This is a genomic window from Pseudomonas sp. 22526 (genome assembly GCF_052044735.1).
Taxonomy (GTDB): Bacteria; Pseudomonadota; Gammaproteobacteria; order Pseudomonadales; family Pseudomonadaceae; genus Aquipseudomonas; species Aquipseudomonas piscium.
The window spans coordinates 76,495-90,556 of the sequence record NZ_JBQENK010000006.1; the positions used below are offsets into that span (position 1 = coordinate 76,495).

Genomic DNA, 14,062 nt, shown 5'->3' on the forward strand with positions numbered 1-14,062 from the left:
CACCGCGACTTCCCGGTAAAACCGCGCTGCCCTTATCGCGAGCAAGCTCGCTCCTGCAGGGACGCAGGGAGCGCTGACAAACCCGGTTGTATTCTTTTTCTAGCCATCTGTAGCAAAAATCTTCAACAGGGGGCTTTTTACCGCTAGTCTGCCGACATCTGTATTGCCGACAACAGCACTTCAATAAGAGTTGGCCATGACTGATTTGTCCCGTATCCAGGGGCCTGCCGGTGCGGCCATTCCCGCGCCGGAAGGGCGCTTCTACCGACCTCCCTTGCCCGACGGCTACGTACTGCGGCCGCGTCTGTGCGAGCGCTTGAGCGCGGGCCTCAATGGCCGGTTGCTGTTGGTCAGTGCGCCGGCCGGTTTTGGCAAGAGTTCGCTGGCGGTGGAGTTCTGCCAGAGCCTGCCGCCGCACTGGCGCAGCCTGTGGCTGGGGCTCAGTCGTCGGGACAGCGATCCGGGGCGTTTTCTCGAACGCCTGCTTGAGGGGCTGCAGCAATATTTCGCCCAGTTGGGCAGCCAATCCCTCGGGCTGCTGAAGATGCGCCAGCGCCACCAGCCCTTCGCCTTCGAAGAGTGGCTGGACGGCTTGCTCGACGAGTTGGCGGTCCACCTTTCCAGTGCGTCTCCCTTGCTGCTGGTGCTGGACGATTACCACCTGGCCCAGGGGCCAGTGCTCGATCGTTGTCTGCAGTTCTTCCTCAATCATTTGCCCGACGGCCTGCTGGTGCTGGTGACCAGCCGCCAACGCCCGGACTGGCACCTGGCGCGTCTGCGCCTGTCGCGGCAGTTGCTGGAACTGCATGAGCAGGACCTGCGCCTGACCTACGACGAATCCCTGACCCTGCTCGACCGGCACAGCAGTTCGCTGCGTGGCGAGGCGCTGGAAAGCCTGATCCTGCGCAGCGAAGGCTGGGTAGCTGGCTTGCGTTTCTGGTTGTTGGCGGCCTCGGAGGCGGGCAGCGGTGGAGCCTTGCCGCAGTCGCTGAATGGCGGCGAGGGCCTGATTCGCGATTATCTGCTGGAAGAAGTCATCGATTGCCTGCCTGCCGAAGTGCAGTCGTTTCTTTATGACACGGCGCCCCAGGAGCGTTTCTGCAGCGAACTGTGCGATGCGCTGCGCGAGTCCCACGACAGTGCCGAGATCCTGCGTTACCTGTTGGCCCACCAGGTATTCCTGGTGCCGCTGGACGAGCAGGGGCACTGGTACCGTTATCACCACCTGTTTTCCGACCTGTTGCGCACCCGGCCCACCGCCAACGCGGTATTGCCGCCGGCCAGCCTGCACTTGCGGGCCTGTCGCTGGTTCAACGCCCAGGGGCTGCTGGACGAAGCGGTGGAGCAGGCGTTGCGCGCCGGGCATCTGGATGTGGCGGCGAACCTGGTACAGAACCTGTCCGAGGAACAGCTGCTGGCGGAACAGAACGTCGGCATGTTGCTGCGCTGGAAAATGGACTTGCCCGACAGCCTGCTGATCAGCACCCCGCGGCTGATCGTGCTGTACAGCTGGGCACTGGGGCTGGCGTGCCAGCTGGATGCCGCCGAGGAACTGGCCAGCCATTTGAGTCGCTTCCTGCCGGCCCCCTCGGCCACCGCGCAGAAATCCATGCTGGCGCAATGGCTGGCCTTGAGCGGGATCGTCGCCCGCGGACGGGGGAATCGCGAGCTGACCCTGCTGTATTGCACCGAAGCCCTGGAAACCTTGCCCCAGAAACGTTACGGGCAGCGGCTGGTGTGCCTGTCGACCCTGTCCAACCTGGCGATCGCCGATGGCGACCTGTGGCGTGCCCGGGGGCTCAACCGCGAGTCCCTGGAACTGGCGCAGCGGGTCGGCAACCCCTTGTTCGAGGCCCTGGCCCATTACGACCGGGCCCGGGTGCTGCAAGCCCGCGGCGAGATCCTGCGGGCGCTGGATGAAGTCCGCCAGGGGTTGCAGCGCTTGTATGGCCTGTCCACGCAACGCCTGTACGCGGTACGTGCGCGGCTGACGCTGTATGAGGGTTATCTGTTGACGTTGCGCTGCCAGCCCGAGACCGGGCTGGCCCGTTTGCGGGCGGGCCTGGTCGAGGCCCGGGCCTGTCGCGATATCAGCGTGCTGATCGGCCATTGCGTGATCGCCAACCTGGAAGGTCACAACGGTGAGTTTGCCAAGGCCTTTGCCGAGCTGGCCGAGGCCGAGCGCCTGATGCACATCTGGGACGTCCCGCCGATCTACTACCTGGCGATGATCACCCTGGTCAAATGCGAACTCTGGCTGGCCCAGGGCCGCACCGACCTGGCGCAGGCCTGGCTGGCTCGCCTGGGGCAGACCTACACCGGCGACCAGGCCGCTGCGGCGCCGGAATTTCATCCACAGCTGCCGCTGCATATCGAGTTGCAGCAGGCTTTGCTCGACAGCATCCAGGGCGAGCCGGCCCTGGCCGAACAGCGCCTGGACAAACTGGTGGAGCATGGCCGGGAGACCGGGCGGCAGATGCTCAATGTGATGGCCTTGAATCAGAAGGTCGCGCTGTGGCTGGCCCAGGGGCGCGAGCCCGAGGCCCGGCAGGCCTTTGCCCAGGCGCTGGAGGCCGCCGTGGGCGGGGCATTGCAACCGTTCGAATGGGCGGTGCGGGCGCATCCGGCCTGGGTCCGCGAGCAACTTCAGCAGGGGCCGGCGACGCCATTGCGCCAGACCTTGCTCGAGCGCCTGCCGGCCGCCGTGGCGCGCGAACCTCTGGAGCAACATCACGGCGAAGCCCTCAGCTCCCGCGAGCTGGCGGTGCTGCAACTGATCGCCCAGGGCTGTTCCAACCAGGAAATCAGCGATCAGTTGTTTATCTCGCTGCACACCGTGAAGACCCACGCCAGCCATATCAACAGCAAGCTGGGGGTGGAGCGTCGCACCCAGGCCGTGGCCCGGGCCCAGGAACTGGGCTTGCTGGGTTAATCGGGTTGTCAGGTGACCTCGCTGGCATCGCCCTCGGCGTGCTCCTGGGGCGAAGCTGAAGGCTCAGCGGTGTTGAAGTCCAGGGTCACCGTGAAGCGCTGTTGTTCGGTGACGACCTGGATTTTCCAGCCCAGCCTGGCGCACAGCTGGCGCATCAGTTCCAGGCCCAGGCCGTAGCCGAAGTCGCTGGATTCTTCCGGCTGGCTGGTGTCGCGGATGCGGTTGACGATACGCAGTTGCAGCTGCTCGAAGGTGATTTCGATGCTGCCTTCGTCGGCATATTGCAGGGCATTACGCAGAAAGTTACCGACCACGATCCGGCAGGCGGTCGGGGGCAGGCGACAGGGTTCGTTGCTGATGTCGAGGATCAGTTCGATATCCCGCTTGCCGATCAGGTAGCGATGCTCCTGGATCAGTTCGTTGAACAACTCGGCCATGTCGATGGCTTCTTCCGGCAAGGGTTCAAGGCGCTCGCGGCTCATCCACAGCAGAGTCTCGGCAATGCGTTGCATGTTCAGTACCGAGCGTTCGATACGTTGCAGAGGCGGGGGCAGTGTGCCCCCGGACTGCAGGGCCAGCAGTTCCAGGTTGGCCTTGAGTACCGCCAGCGGCGTGCGCAACTCATGGCTGGTGTAGCGCAGCAGGCGCCCCTCGCGCAGGCTGGCGGCCTGTACCTGCTGCACGCTCTGGGCCAGGGAGTCGGCCAGCACATTGAATTCCTTGAAGCGGAAATTCGGACGTTGGCTGGACACTGCATCCGGGTCCTTCAGGGTGGTGGACCACTGGGCCAGCCGGCCGAGGGGACGTACCAGCCACCAGACCAGCAGGACGATGATGATCAGTGCCGGGACGAATACCGCCAGACTGATGAAGTTGACGCTGTTCAGTTCGTGATCGAGATAGGCATCGGACAACGGGGTCTCGACCTCGCCGCCTTCTTCATGGTCGTGGTCGACATCGAACATGTACAGGGTTTTGCCGTCACCCAGGGGCTGGGCCAGGATCGCTTTGACTTCATCCTGTCCATTGGCGTCCAGTTCACCGAACACCTGCACGGCACCGAAGGACAGGGTTGGCGGCGTATCCAGCAACTGGCGAATTTTCGGCGGCAACGCTTCCTTGCCGATAACGCTGCTGAAGAAATAGTTCTGCGGTGGGGGCAGGCTTGGGTCTTTCTTGTAATGCCTGACGAAGTACAGGGCTTCCTCTTCCATCATGGCGCTGGCGGTATAGAGCAGGCCACGGACGCTGTAGCTCGATAGCAGTTGGCTGTAGATCAGCAGCACCACGGCGATCAACAGCAGGAAACTGCCGCTGATCACCCATTTCAGACTCAGCCCCTTACGCATGGGGCCTCAGCTGTACGCCGATGCCGGAAATAGTGTGGATCAGCGGTTGGCTGAAATCCTTGTCCACTGCCTTGCGCAAGCGGTGCATATGCACCTTGAGGGTATTGCTGTCCGGTGGCTCGTCGCCCCAGACCGTGGCCTCGAGACGTTCGCGACCCACCGGCTCGGGACTGGCACGCATCAGGCACTCCAGCAAGGTCCAGCAGATGGGCGACAAGTGCAGTTCCTGTCCGGCGCGGCTGACCTTGCGGGTGGACAGATCCATGGTCAGGTCGGCCACCTGCAGGCGGCTGGCCTGGCCGCTGCGCCGCAGGCTCAGGGCGCGGATCCTGGCTACCAGTTCGGCCAGCTCGAAGGGTTTTACCAGATAGTCGTCGGCGCCCATGGCAAAGCTGGCGAGCTTGTCCGGCAGGGCATCCAGCGAGGTGAGCATCAGGATCGGTGTCTGTTTGCCCTGTTCGCGCAGCTGTTTGCACAGCTGTTGGCCGTCCAGGCGCGGCAGCATGATGTCCAGCAGGATCACATCATAATGCTGGTTCAGCGCCAGGCTCAGGCCGGTCCGGCCATTACTGGCGTGATCGCAGACGATCCCGCTGATCTCCAGGTATTCGATGACGGTATTGGCCAGGTCGAGGTTGTCCTCGACCAGCAGCAGGTGGATATGCACGGGAACGTCCCCTTGGACCCTTGTCGCTCAGTGGCCCAGAGGATAACGGAGTCGGGCGTTTTTTTACCGATGTTTACCTGGCGTTAACCTGTCGGACTCTAGGGTGGCGGCTTTTACACCAAGAGAACGCCACCATGAACCTGTCTCCTTTGATCAAAGACATTCTGCTGGTCTTGATTGTCATCGGCCTGGTGACCTATGGCTTGCTGTCCAGAACGCCTGCGGTGCGCCTGGGCGAGGGTGGGCTGCGGGCAGGATTCTTGATCGGGCGTGGGAGGGAGCTGACAGCAGGATCGGACGCTATTGCCTATGCATCCTGAAAAGGCCGGCGCGGGCTACACCGATCAGTTGGTGTTTTGCTTGTTGCTGATTCTTTGCGTGTCGCTTGCGCTGGGCATCTATATCGTCCGGCTCAATGCGCGCATCGATCAACAGCGTGAACTGTCGCCGGTGCATCTGCTCGAGTGCGGCAATGGGCGCGGCGCTTTTATCGTCTATCCCCATGGGCGGCGCAGCAGCAGTGACAATTGTTATCTGATCGAAGAGGATGAGTAGCCAGCGTGGTGGCACCCAGGAAGATCCGGCGCTGAATTCAAGCACAAGAAACGTAGTTCTTGCGCTTGAATGCCGATCTACAGTGCAGGCGTACTGAGATGAAGGCCAGGCCCGGGCCTGATCTCCCTGGAAGATAAAGGAGGCTTACCATGTCCTGCGTATTCAAATTGATGAACTCCCCCGTCGGTCAACTGACCCTGGTTGCCAGAGGCACGAAGCTCGCCGCGATTCTCTGGGAGAACGAACGCGAAAACCGCGTGCGTCTCGGCCCGTTGCAGCCTGCCGAGGATCATCCGGTCTTGCTGGAAACCGAACGCCAGCTCAACGAGTACTTTGCCGGCAGCCGCGATTGCTTCGAACTGGAGCTGGACTTTGTCGGCACCGAGTTCCAGCGCAAGGTCTGGCAGGCGTTGCTGACCATTCCTTTCGGCGAAACCCGCAGCTACAGCCAGATTGCCGCACAGGTGGGCAGCCCCAAGGCCGTGCGCGCGGTCGGTGCGGCCAACGGCCGGAACCCGATCTCGATCATCGCCCCCTGCCACCGGGTGATCGGCGCCTCGGGCAGCCTCACCGGTTTTGCCGGCGGGCTCCAGGCCAAGCAGTTCCTGCTGGCGCTGGAGGGTGAGGAAACCCTGCAGTTGGCGTTCTGACTGGAATGGCTGCTGCCCGGGACCCAGGGCGGCAGTCATTGTCTGCATTGAGCGGCAAAGCAGCGGCTGCAAGCTGTGCGAGAATGGCCCATCGTTTTTTCAGGAACATCCCATGGAAGCCGCCAAGCCCGCCCTTATTCGCGAAACCTTCCCCGTCGGTCCCTTGCAGTGCAACTGCACGATCATCGGCGACCCTATTACAAAAAAGGCCATAGTCGTCGACCCGGGCGGCAATCCCGACCTGATCATGGCGCGGCTCGACGCGCTGGGGCTGAAGGTGGTGAGTATCATTCATACCCATGCCCACCTGGATCACTTCCTGGCGTCCGGGCAGATGAAGGAGAAAACCGGCGCGACCCTGCACCTGCACAAGGAGGATCAGTTCCTCTGGGACAACCTGGAGATGCAGTGCAGCATGTTCGGCGTGCCTTACACGCCGGTGCCGGCGCCGGATCGCTGGCTGGCGGACGACGAAGAGCTGGCCTGCGGCTGCGGCGTGGCCCTGCATACGCCGGGACATACCCCAGGTTCCATGAGCTTCTGGTTTGCAGAGGCTAAGCTGCTGATTGCCGGCGACACCTTGTTCAAGCGCGGGGTAGGGCGCACGGATCTGTGGGGTGGCGACCAGGCTACCATCGTGCGTTCGATCAAGCAGCGTCTGTACACCCTCGATGAAGACGCGACTGTGGTGGCCGGGCATGGTCCGGACACCCGCCTGGGCGATGAAATGCGTGAGAATCCCTTTGTCAGGGCCTGACATTTGCTGTCAAAAGTTTCACGGAATTTTTGTCATTGGCCGTGTTCAAACGCCTGCAAAGGTCTGTTGCCAACGTCCGCTGCATCACAGAATGAAAAAAGTAGGAGCTTCTCCATGTTCACCTCGCGTCGTTTGATCGTTGTTGCTACCGCTGTGGCCTTGTTGTCCGGCTGTGCTTCGCCTAACCCCTATGACAATCAGGGGCAGGCCGACGGCTCCACGGGCATGAGCAAAACTGCAAAATACGGTGGCCTGGGTGCCTTGGCCGGCGCGCTGGCCGGTGCCGCCATCGACCACAACAACCGTGGCAAGGGCGCGCTGATCGGCGCCGCGGTAGTCGGTGCTTCCGCTGCCGGTTATGGCTACTACGCCGACCAGCAGGAGAAGAAACTGCGCGCCAGCATGGCCAATACCGGGGTCGAAGTGCAGCGCCAGGGCGATCAGATCAAACTGATCATGCCGGGCAACATCACCTTCGCCACCGATTCGGCGAACATCGCCCCAAGCTTCTATCAACCGCTGAACAACCTGGCCGGCTCCCTCAAGGAGTTCAACCAGAACCAGATCGAAATCGTCGGCTACACCGACAGCACCGGCAGCCGTCAGCACAACATGGACCTGTCCCAGCGTCGCGCCCAGAGCGTGGCGACCTACCTGACCTCGCAAGGTGTCAGCGGTGCCAACCTGTCGGCCCGTGGCGCTGGCCCGGATAACCCGGTCGCCAGCAACAGCGACGTCAATGGCCGTGCGCAGAACCGTCGGGTGGAAGTGAACCTCAAGGCGATTCCGGGTCAGCAGTATGGTGGTCAGCAGCAGCCGGGTACGGTTCAGCAGTATCCGTAACTGATGGTTTGAATGAAGAAATGCCCGATCCTGTGATCGGGCATCTTTGTGTGTGGCCTTTGCCCGCGAAGAGGTCGCTAGCAAATCACCAGATACAAAAAAGCCCCCGGACAACCGAGTTGTCCGGGGGCTTTTTATTGGCTGCGAAGCCCGATTACTTCTTCAGGCCATAATGCTCGTCGAGCATGCCTGGCGCGTTAGGCGTCTTTGGCGCGTAGTCCCGTGGCGGTTCCTGGTCGCGCGGCGGAGTCAGACGTTCCCGTGGAGCCTGCACCGAGTCGGAGTGCAGCGCGGCCAGCAGGCGTTGGCGGGTCAGCTCGTCCAGGGCCAGGCGGTTGGCGCCCTCGGCGAGATGGTCCTGCACTTCCTGATAGCTTTGAGTGAGTTTTTTCACCAGGGTGGCGGTGCTGTTGAAGTGGGTGACCACTTCGTTCTGATAGCTGTCAAAACGTTCCTGAATATCATCCAGCTGACGTTGCGTGCGGTTAGGCGCGGCATTCGGCAGCAGGCGAGCGACCAGAAATCCAATGGCGACACCCGCGATCAGGGCAAGAGTCGGCAACAACCAAACTAAGAGCGAGTGTTCCACGAGTCCTTCCTCTATAAACGGCTTTGCTTTACGTTAACGGCTCGAACCTGCGCTGTATACCGCGATTCACTCGCAATAGATTGGCACAGACAATTTGCTAGACGAGTCGACCCGATTCGAGGTCACGGAGTTCCTTCCTTGCTTATGCGTGAAACCCCCGTAGTGATTGCCGGCCCGGTCGGCCAGCTGGAAGCCCTGTATCTGGATGTCGCCGACGCCCGTGGCGTGGCGCTGATCTGCCATCCGAACCCGGTGCAGGGCGGCACCATGCTCAACAAGGTGGTCTCGACCCTGCAACGTACGGCGCGCGATGCCGGGCTGATCACCTTGCGTTTCAACTACCGTGGCGTCGGCGCCAGCGAAGGCAGCCACGACATGGGCAGTGGTGAAGTCGACGACGCGCAGGCGGCTGCCGAATGGCTGCGGGCCCAGCACCCGGACCTGCCGATGACCCTGCTCGGTTTCTCCTTCGGCGGCTTTGTCGCCGCCAGTCTCGGCGGGCGCCTGGAAGCCCGCGGTGAACAGCTCAAGCACCTGTTCATGGTCGCCGCCGCCGTGATGCGTTTGCGCGATACCGACCTGCTGCCGCAGAACTGCCCGCTGACCCTGATCCAGCCGGAAACCGACGAAGTGGTCGATCCGCAGCTGGTCTATGACTGGTCCGACGCGCTTGAGCGCCCCCATGAGCTGCTGAAAGTGGCAGAATGCGGACACTTTTTTCATGGCAAGCTCACCGATCTCAAGGATCTGGTGCTGCCACGACTCTCGAATTGATTGCAGTCTGATAAGCGATTACCCATGACTACTCGTACGCGCATCCTCACCGGCATCACCACCACCGGCACGCCGCACCTGGGCAACTACGCCGGCGCCATCCGCCCGGCGATCCTCGCCAGCCGCGACAGCAATGCCGATTCGTTCTACTTCCTGGCCGACTATCACGCCCTGATCAAGTGCGACGACCCGCTGCGTATCCAGCGCTCGCGCCTGGAAATCGCCGCGACCTGGCTGGCCGGTGGCCTGGATGTGGAGCGCGTGACTTTCTATCGCCAGTCGGACATCCCGGAAATCCCCGAGCTGACCTGGTTGCTGACCTGCGTGGCAGCCAAGGGCCTGCTCAACCGCGCCCATGCCTACAAGGCTTCGGTGGATAAAAACGTCGAAACCGGTGAAGACCCGGATGCCGGCATCACCATGGGCCTGTACAGCTACCCGGTGCTGATGGCCGCAGACATCCTGATGTTCAATGCGCACAAGGTGCCGGTCGGTCGCGACCAGATTCAGCACGTGGAAATGGCCCGTGACATCGGCCAGCGTTTCAACCACCTGTTCGGCCAGGGCAAAGAGTTCTTCACCCTGCCCGAGGCAGTGATCGAGGAAAGCGTCGCCACCTTGCCGGGTCTCGACGGGCGCAAGATGTCCAAGAGCTACGACAACACCATCCCGTTGTTCAGCAGCGCCAAGGACATGAAGGACGCGATCTCGCGCATCGTCACCGACTCCCGTGCTCCTGGCGAAGCCAAGGACCCGGACAACGCGCACCTGTTCACCCTGTTCCAGGCCTTCGCGACACAGGCCCAGGCTGACGAGTTCCGCAGCGAACTGCTGCAGGGCCTGGGTTGGGGCGAGGCGAAGAATCGTCTGTTCCAGCTGCTGGACAACCAGCTGGGCGAGGCGCGCGAGCGTTATCACCAGTTGATCGAGCGCCCTTCGGACCTGGAAGACATCCTCCAGGCCGGCGCCAAGAAAGCCCGCACCGTGGCCACGCCGTTCCTCAACGAGCTGCGCGAGGCCGTGGGCCTGCGTTCGTTCGTCAACCAGGTGCAAGTGGCGGCGACCATCAAGAAGAAAGCGGCCAAGGCCGCGCGCTTCGTCAGCTTCCGCGAAGACGACGGCAGCTTCCGATTCCGCCTGCTGGCCGCCGATGGCGAGCAACTGTTGCTGTCGCGCAACTTCGCCGACGGCAAGACCGCGGGTGCCGTGACCAAGCAACTGCAAGCCGGCCAGGCTCTGGATCTGCGCAGCGAAGCGCTGAGCTTCAGCGTCTGGCTGGAAGGTGAGTGCGTGGCCGACAGCCCGGCCTTTGCCGACGCGGCGGCCCGCGATGCGGCGATCGATGCGCTGCGCGTCGCCCTGACGCCTGTGCAGGACTAACCGCAATCTCCCGACCAAGGGCTGATTGCCATTCTCAAGGGCCGTCGCTACAGTGACGGCCCGTTTTTGTTGCCTTGCTAACGAATTATGACGCCCCTAGAACGATACCAAGCTGATCTGAAACGCCCGGAGTTCTTCCACGACGCTGCGCAGGAAACCGCCGTGCGTCATTTGCAGCGCCTGTACGACGATCTGATCGCCGCGTCGAACAACAAGCCGGGCCTGCTGGGCAAGCTGTTTGGCAAGAAAGACCAGGCGCCGGTCAAGGGCCTGTACTTCTGGGGCGGGGTAGGGCGTGGCAAGACCTATCTGGTCGATACCTTCTTTGAAGCCCTGCCGTTCAAGCAGAAGGTCCGTACTCACTTCCACCGCTTCATGAAGCGTGTGCACGAAGAGATGAAGACCCTGGGCGGCGAGAAGAACCCGCTGACCATCATCGCCAAGCGCTTCGCCGACGAGGCCCGGGTGATCTGCTTCGACGAGTTTTTCGTCTCCGACATCACCGACGCCATGATCCTCGGCACGCTGATGGAAGAGCTGTTCAAGAACGGCGTGACCCTGGTGGCCACCTCGAACATCGTGCCGGACGGTCTGTACAAGGACGGCCTGCAACGTGCGCGCTTCCTGCCGGCGATTGCCCTGATCAAGCAGCACACCGAAATCGTCAACGTTGACAGCGGCGTGGACTATCGCTTGCGTCACCTGGAGCAGGCCGAACTGTTTCACTTCCCGCTGGACGAAGCGGCCCACGAAAGCCTGCGCAAGAGCTTCCGCGCGCTGACGCCGGAATGCACCCAGGCGGTGGAAAACGATGTGCTGATCGTCGAGAACCGCGAAATCCGCGCCCTGCGCACCTGCGATGACGTGGCCTGGTTCGACTTCCGCGAACTGTGCGACGGTCCGCGTAGCCAGAACGACTACATCGAACTGGGCAAGATCTTCCACGCCGTGCTGGTCAGCGGTGTCGAGCAGATGAGCGTCGCCACCGACGACATTGCCCGTCGTTTCATCAACATGGTCGACGAGTTCTATGACCGTAACGTCAAGCTGATCATTTCCGCTGAAGTCGAGCTCAAGGATTTGTACACCGGTGGTCGCCTGACCTTCGAGTTCCAGCGCACCCTCAGCCGTCTGCTGGAAATGCAGTCCCACGAGTTCCTCTCGCGGGCGCACAAGCCTTAAGGGTTGTCCGGATAGAAAGAAGGGCCTGCATTGCAGGCCCTTTTTCATTTACGCGGCTTGTTGGTGAAACTGCTGCCGGTACTGGTTCGGCGATAGCTCAGTGTGTTGGCGGAACAGGCGGGCGAAGAAGCTCGCATCGTCATAGCCGACTTCATAACTGATGGTCTTGATGCTCTTGCGCGTCCCCGAGAGCAGGCCCTTGGCAGTTTCGATACGCAGGCGTTGCAGGTAATGCAGCGGCTTGTCGCCGGTGGCGGTCTGGAAGCGCCGCATGAAGTTGCGAATGCTCATGCCGTGTTCACGGGCCACGTCCTCGAAGCGGAACTTGTCGGCGAAATGCTCTTCGAGCCAGTGCTGGATCTGCAGGATGATCACGTCCTGGTGCAGCTTCTGGCCGCCGAAGCCGATACGTCCCGGGGAATAGCTGCGCTGCACTTCATAGAGAATGTCGCGAGCCACGGCCTGGGCGACGTTGGCGCCGCAGAAACGCTCGATCAGGTAGATGTACAGGTCGCAGGCCGAGGTGGTGCCGCCGGCGCAATACAGGTTGTCGGCGTCGGTCAGGTGCTTGTCCTGATTGAGCTGGACCTTGGGGAAGCGCTCGCTGAAGGCATTGAAGAAGCGCCAGTAAGTGGTGGCTTCCTTGCCGTCGAGCAACCCGGCCTCGGCCAGCCAGAACACCCCGGTGGCCTCGCCGCAGAGCACCGCGCCGCGGGCATGTTGCTGGCGCAGCCAGGGCAGGATCTGTGGATAACGTTGGCAGAGGGTTTCGAAATCGTCCCAGAACGCCGGGAGGATAATCACGTCGGTATCTTCCAGGGCGCCGTCCACCGGCATGATCACGTTGCTGAAACTGCACACCGGTTTTCCGTCCGGGCTGACCAGGCGGGTTTCGAACGCCGGGGTCAGGCCCTGGCCCAGCTGCTTGCCGTAGCGCAGGCTGGCCAGATGGAAGAAATCCTTGGCTTGCATGAGGGTGGAGGCGAAAACCCGGTCGATAGCCAGGATGCTGACGCGCCGCAAGGGCGTGGAGGTTTGGTTAGACATAATTCAATTGTTCTTATAGGGGAAAGTGGTCACCAGACGGCTGGATCGTCTTATTTTTTGTCGGATGTGTCCAGTGTCCTGTGTCGTATCCGTGGGCTTAGGCTCTGTGGGCCAATCCCGGCTAACAATAACGACAGGTGGCCCCATGATCCCCAGAACCTTGTTCAGCTCCGAGCACGAACTCTTTCGTGACAGCGTACGCACCTTCCTGGAAAAGGAGGCCGTGCCATTCCATGGGCAATGGGAAAAGCAGGGCTACATCGACCGGGCCTTGTGGAACAAGGCCGGTGAAGCGGGAATGCTCTGCTCCCACCTCCCCGAAGAGTACGGCGGACTGGGGGCCGACTTTCTCTATAGCGCGGTGGTGATCGAGGAGGTGGGGCGTCTTGGTCTGACCGGCATCGGCTTCTCCCTGCATTCCGATATTGTCGCGCCCTACATCCTGCATTACGGCAGCGAGGAGCTGAAGCACAAGTACCTGCCGAAACTGGTGTCCGGCGAGATGGTCACGGCCATCGCCATGACCGAGCCGGGCGCCGGTTCCGACCTACAGGGGGTCAAGACCACCGCGGTGCTGGACGGTGACGACTATGTGATCAACGGCTCCAAGACCTTTATCACCAACGGCTATCTGGCCGATCTGGTGATCGTCGTGGCCAAGACCGATCCCAAGGCCGGCGCCAAGGGCACCAGCCTGTTCCTGGTGGAGGCGGATACGCCTGGTTTCTCCAAGGGCAAGCGCCTGGAAAAAGTCGGCATGAAGGCGCAGGACACGTCTGAGCTGTTCTTCCAGGACGTTCGCGTACCCAAGGAAAACCTGCTGGGGCAGGCCGGCGCGGGCTTTGCCTATCTGATGCAGGAGCTGCCCCAGGAGCGCCTGACGGTGGCGGTAGGTGGCCTGGCGTCAGCCGAGGCGGCATTGCAGTGGACCCTGGAGTACACCCGCGAGCGCAAGGCTTTCGGCAAGTCGATCGCCGATTTCCAGAACACCCGCTTCAAGCTGGCGGAGATGGCCACCGAGATTCAGATTGGCCGGGTATTCGTCGACCGCTGCCTGGAGCTGCACCTGCAAGGCAAGCTCGATGTGCCGACCGCCGCGATGGCCAAGTACTGGGGCACGGACCTGCAGTGCAAGGTGCTCGACGAGTGCGTGCAGCTGCACGGCGGTTACGGCTTCATGTGGGAGTACCCGATAGCCCGGGCCTGGGCGGATGCACGAGTGCAGCGGATCTATGCCGGGACCAACGAGATCATGAAGGAAATCATCGCGCGTTCCCTGTAGCGCATTATCCCCTGTGCAGGGGCGAGCCTGGTGGGCTCGCTCCCACAGGAGGGTG

General features: G+C 62.0%; 14 protein-coding genes. 10 read left to right on the top strand and 4 right to left on the bottom strand.

The genetic code is table 11. The annotated features are described in order from the left end of the window. Positions 1–196 precede the first annotated feature (196 nt). Positions 197–2,932 (top strand): LuxR C-terminal-related transcriptional regulator, encoded by a 2,736-nt coding sequence (locus ACTJKT_RS10865; protein ID WP_440787094.1) that lies wholly within the window; start codon positions 197–199, stop codon positions 2,930–2,932. A gap of 8 nt (positions 2,933–2,940) precedes the next feature. Here ACTJKT_RS10865 and ACTJKT_RS10870 read toward each other — a convergent pair whose 3' ends face one another. After that, on the bottom strand, positions 2,941–4,281 hold the full coding sequence (locus ACTJKT_RS10870; protein WP_440787095.1) for a sensor histidine kinase: 1,341 nt from the start codon (positions 4,279–4,281) through the stop codon (positions 2,941–2,943). Beyond that, positions 4,274–4,948, bottom strand: coding sequence for a response regulator transcription factor (locus ACTJKT_RS10875; protein ID WP_440787096.1), 675 nt, complete (start codon positions 4,946–4,948; stop codon positions 4,274–4,276). The genes ACTJKT_RS10870 and ACTJKT_RS10875 overlap by 8 nt, the downstream gene beginning before the upstream one ends. Before the next feature lie 134 nt (positions 4,949–5,082). On the opposite strand from ACTJKT_RS10875, the gene ACTJKT_RS10880 reads away from it, so the two are divergent. The 5 genes from ACTJKT_RS10880 to ACTJKT_RS10900 all read left to right on the top strand — a co-directional run bounded on the left by ACTJKT_RS10880 (position 5,083) and on the right by ACTJKT_RS10900 (position 7,753). Next, complete coding sequence (locus ACTJKT_RS10880) at positions 5,083–5,268, top strand: hypothetical protein (RefSeq protein ID WP_440787097.1); 186 nt, start codon at positions 5,083–5,085, stop codon at positions 5,266–5,268. After that, a complete protein-coding gene (locus ACTJKT_RS10885; RefSeq protein WP_009050749.1) occupies positions 5,258–5,503 on the top strand; it encodes a hypothetical protein in 246 nt (81 codons plus the stop codon). The genes ACTJKT_RS10880 and ACTJKT_RS10885 overlap by 11 nt, the downstream gene beginning before the upstream one ends. Positions 5,504–5,652: 149 nt before the next feature. Next, a complete protein-coding gene (locus ACTJKT_RS10890) occupies positions 5,653–6,153 on the top strand; it encodes a methylated-DNA--[protein]-cysteine S-methyltransferase (protein ID WP_025806205.1) in 501 nt (166 codons plus the stop codon). A 112-nt stretch (positions 6,154–6,265) separates the two neighbouring features. Further along, the gene (locus tag ACTJKT_RS10895) at positions 6,266–6,910 is read left to right on the top strand and encodes an MBL fold metallo-hydrolase (protein WP_440787098.1); all 645 of its coding nucleotides are present in this window, start codon (positions 6,266–6,268) and stop codon (positions 6,908–6,910) included. 114 nt (positions 6,911–7,024) lie between these two features. After that, positions 7,025–7,753 (top strand): OmpA family protein, encoded by a 729-nt coding sequence (locus tag ACTJKT_RS10900; RefSeq protein WP_440787099.1) that lies wholly within the window; start codon positions 7,025–7,027, stop codon positions 7,751–7,753. A gap of 154 nt (positions 7,754–7,907) precedes the next feature. On the opposite strand, the gene ACTJKT_RS10905 is transcribed toward ACTJKT_RS10900, so the two are convergent. Continuing rightward, a complete protein-coding gene (locus ACTJKT_RS10905) occupies positions 7,908–8,342 on the bottom strand; it encodes a YhcB family protein (protein WP_007928428.1) in 435 nt (144 codons plus the stop codon). 144 nt (positions 8,343–8,486) lie between these two features. Between ACTJKT_RS10905 and ACTJKT_RS10910 the strand changes: the two genes are divergently transcribed. The 3 genes from ACTJKT_RS10910 to zapE all read left to right on the top strand — a co-directional run bounded on the left by ACTJKT_RS10910 (position 8,487) and on the right by zapE (position 11,678). Beyond that, a complete protein-coding gene (locus ACTJKT_RS10910) occupies positions 8,487–9,116 on the top strand; it encodes an alpha/beta hydrolase (protein ID WP_025806202.1) in 630 nt (209 codons plus the stop codon). Between the two features lie 24 nt (positions 9,117–9,140). Next, the gene (locus tag ACTJKT_RS10915) at positions 9,141–10,496 is read left to right on the top strand and encodes a tryptophan--tRNA ligase (protein WP_440787100.1); all 1,356 of its coding nucleotides are present in this window, start codon (positions 9,141–9,143) and stop codon (positions 10,494–10,496) included. An 87-nt stretch (positions 10,497–10,583) separates the two neighbouring features. Then, positions 10,584–11,678 (top strand): cell division protein ZapE, encoded by a 1,095-nt coding sequence (gene zapE / locus ACTJKT_RS10920; protein WP_025806201.1) that lies wholly within the window; start codon positions 10,584–10,586, stop codon positions 11,676–11,678. A gap of 48 nt (positions 11,679–11,726) precedes the next feature. On the opposite strand, the gene ACTJKT_RS10925 is transcribed toward zapE, so the two are convergent. Beyond that, a complete protein-coding gene (locus ACTJKT_RS10925) occupies positions 11,727–12,626 on the bottom strand; it encodes a GlxA family transcriptional regulator (protein ID WP_169914967.1) in 900 nt (299 codons plus the stop codon). 244 nt (positions 12,627–12,870) lie between these two features. Between ACTJKT_RS10925 and ACTJKT_RS10930 the strand changes: the two genes are divergently transcribed. Continuing rightward, a complete protein-coding gene (locus tag ACTJKT_RS10930; protein ID WP_097305000.1) occupies positions 12,871–14,007 on the top strand; it encodes an acyl-CoA dehydrogenase family protein in 1,137 nt (378 codons plus the stop codon). The last annotated feature ends 55 nt before the right edge of the window (positions 14,008–14,062 follow it).

Coding starts and splice junctions, on each gene's coding strand:
- ACTJKT_RS10895 (WP_440787098.1), top strand. CDS start 6,266: ATGGAAGCCGCCAAGCCCGCCCTTATTCGCGAAACCTTCCCCGTCGGT.
- ACTJKT_RS10880 (WP_440787097.1), top strand. CDS start 5,083: ATGAACCTGTCTCCTTTGATCAAAGACATTCTGCTGGTCTTGATTGTC.
- ACTJKT_RS10910 (WP_025806202.1), top strand. CDS start 8,487: ATGCGTGAAACCCCCGTAGTGATTGCCGGCCCGGTCGGCCAGCTGGAA.
- ACTJKT_RS10930 (WP_097305000.1), top strand. CDS start 12,871: ATGATCCCCAGAACCTTGTTCAGCTCCGAGCACGAACTCTTTCGTGAC.
- ACTJKT_RS10865 (WP_440787094.1), top strand. CDS start 197: ATGACTGATTTGTCCCGTATCCAGGGGCCTGCCGGTGCGGCCATTCCC.
- ACTJKT_RS10870 (WP_440787095.1), bottom strand. CDS start 4,281: ATGCGTAAGGGGCTGAGTCTGAAATGGGTGATCAGCGGCAGTTTCCTG.
- ACTJKT_RS10915 (WP_440787100.1), top strand. CDS start 9,141: ATGACTACTCGTACGCGCATCCTCACCGGCATCACCACCACCGGCACG.
- ACTJKT_RS10900 (WP_440787099.1), top strand. CDS start 7,025: ATGTTCACCTCGCGTCGTTTGATCGTTGTTGCTACCGCTGTGGCCTTG.
- zapE (WP_025806201.1), top strand. CDS start 10,584: ATGACGCCCCTAGAACGATACCAAGCTGATCTGAAACGCCCGGAGTTC.
- ACTJKT_RS10890 (WP_025806205.1), top strand. CDS start 5,653: ATGTCCTGCGTATTCAAATTGATGAACTCCCCCGTCGGTCAACTGACC.
- ACTJKT_RS10885 (WP_009050749.1), top strand. CDS start 5,258: ATGCATCCTGAAAAGGCCGGCGCGGGCTACACCGATCAGTTGGTGTTT.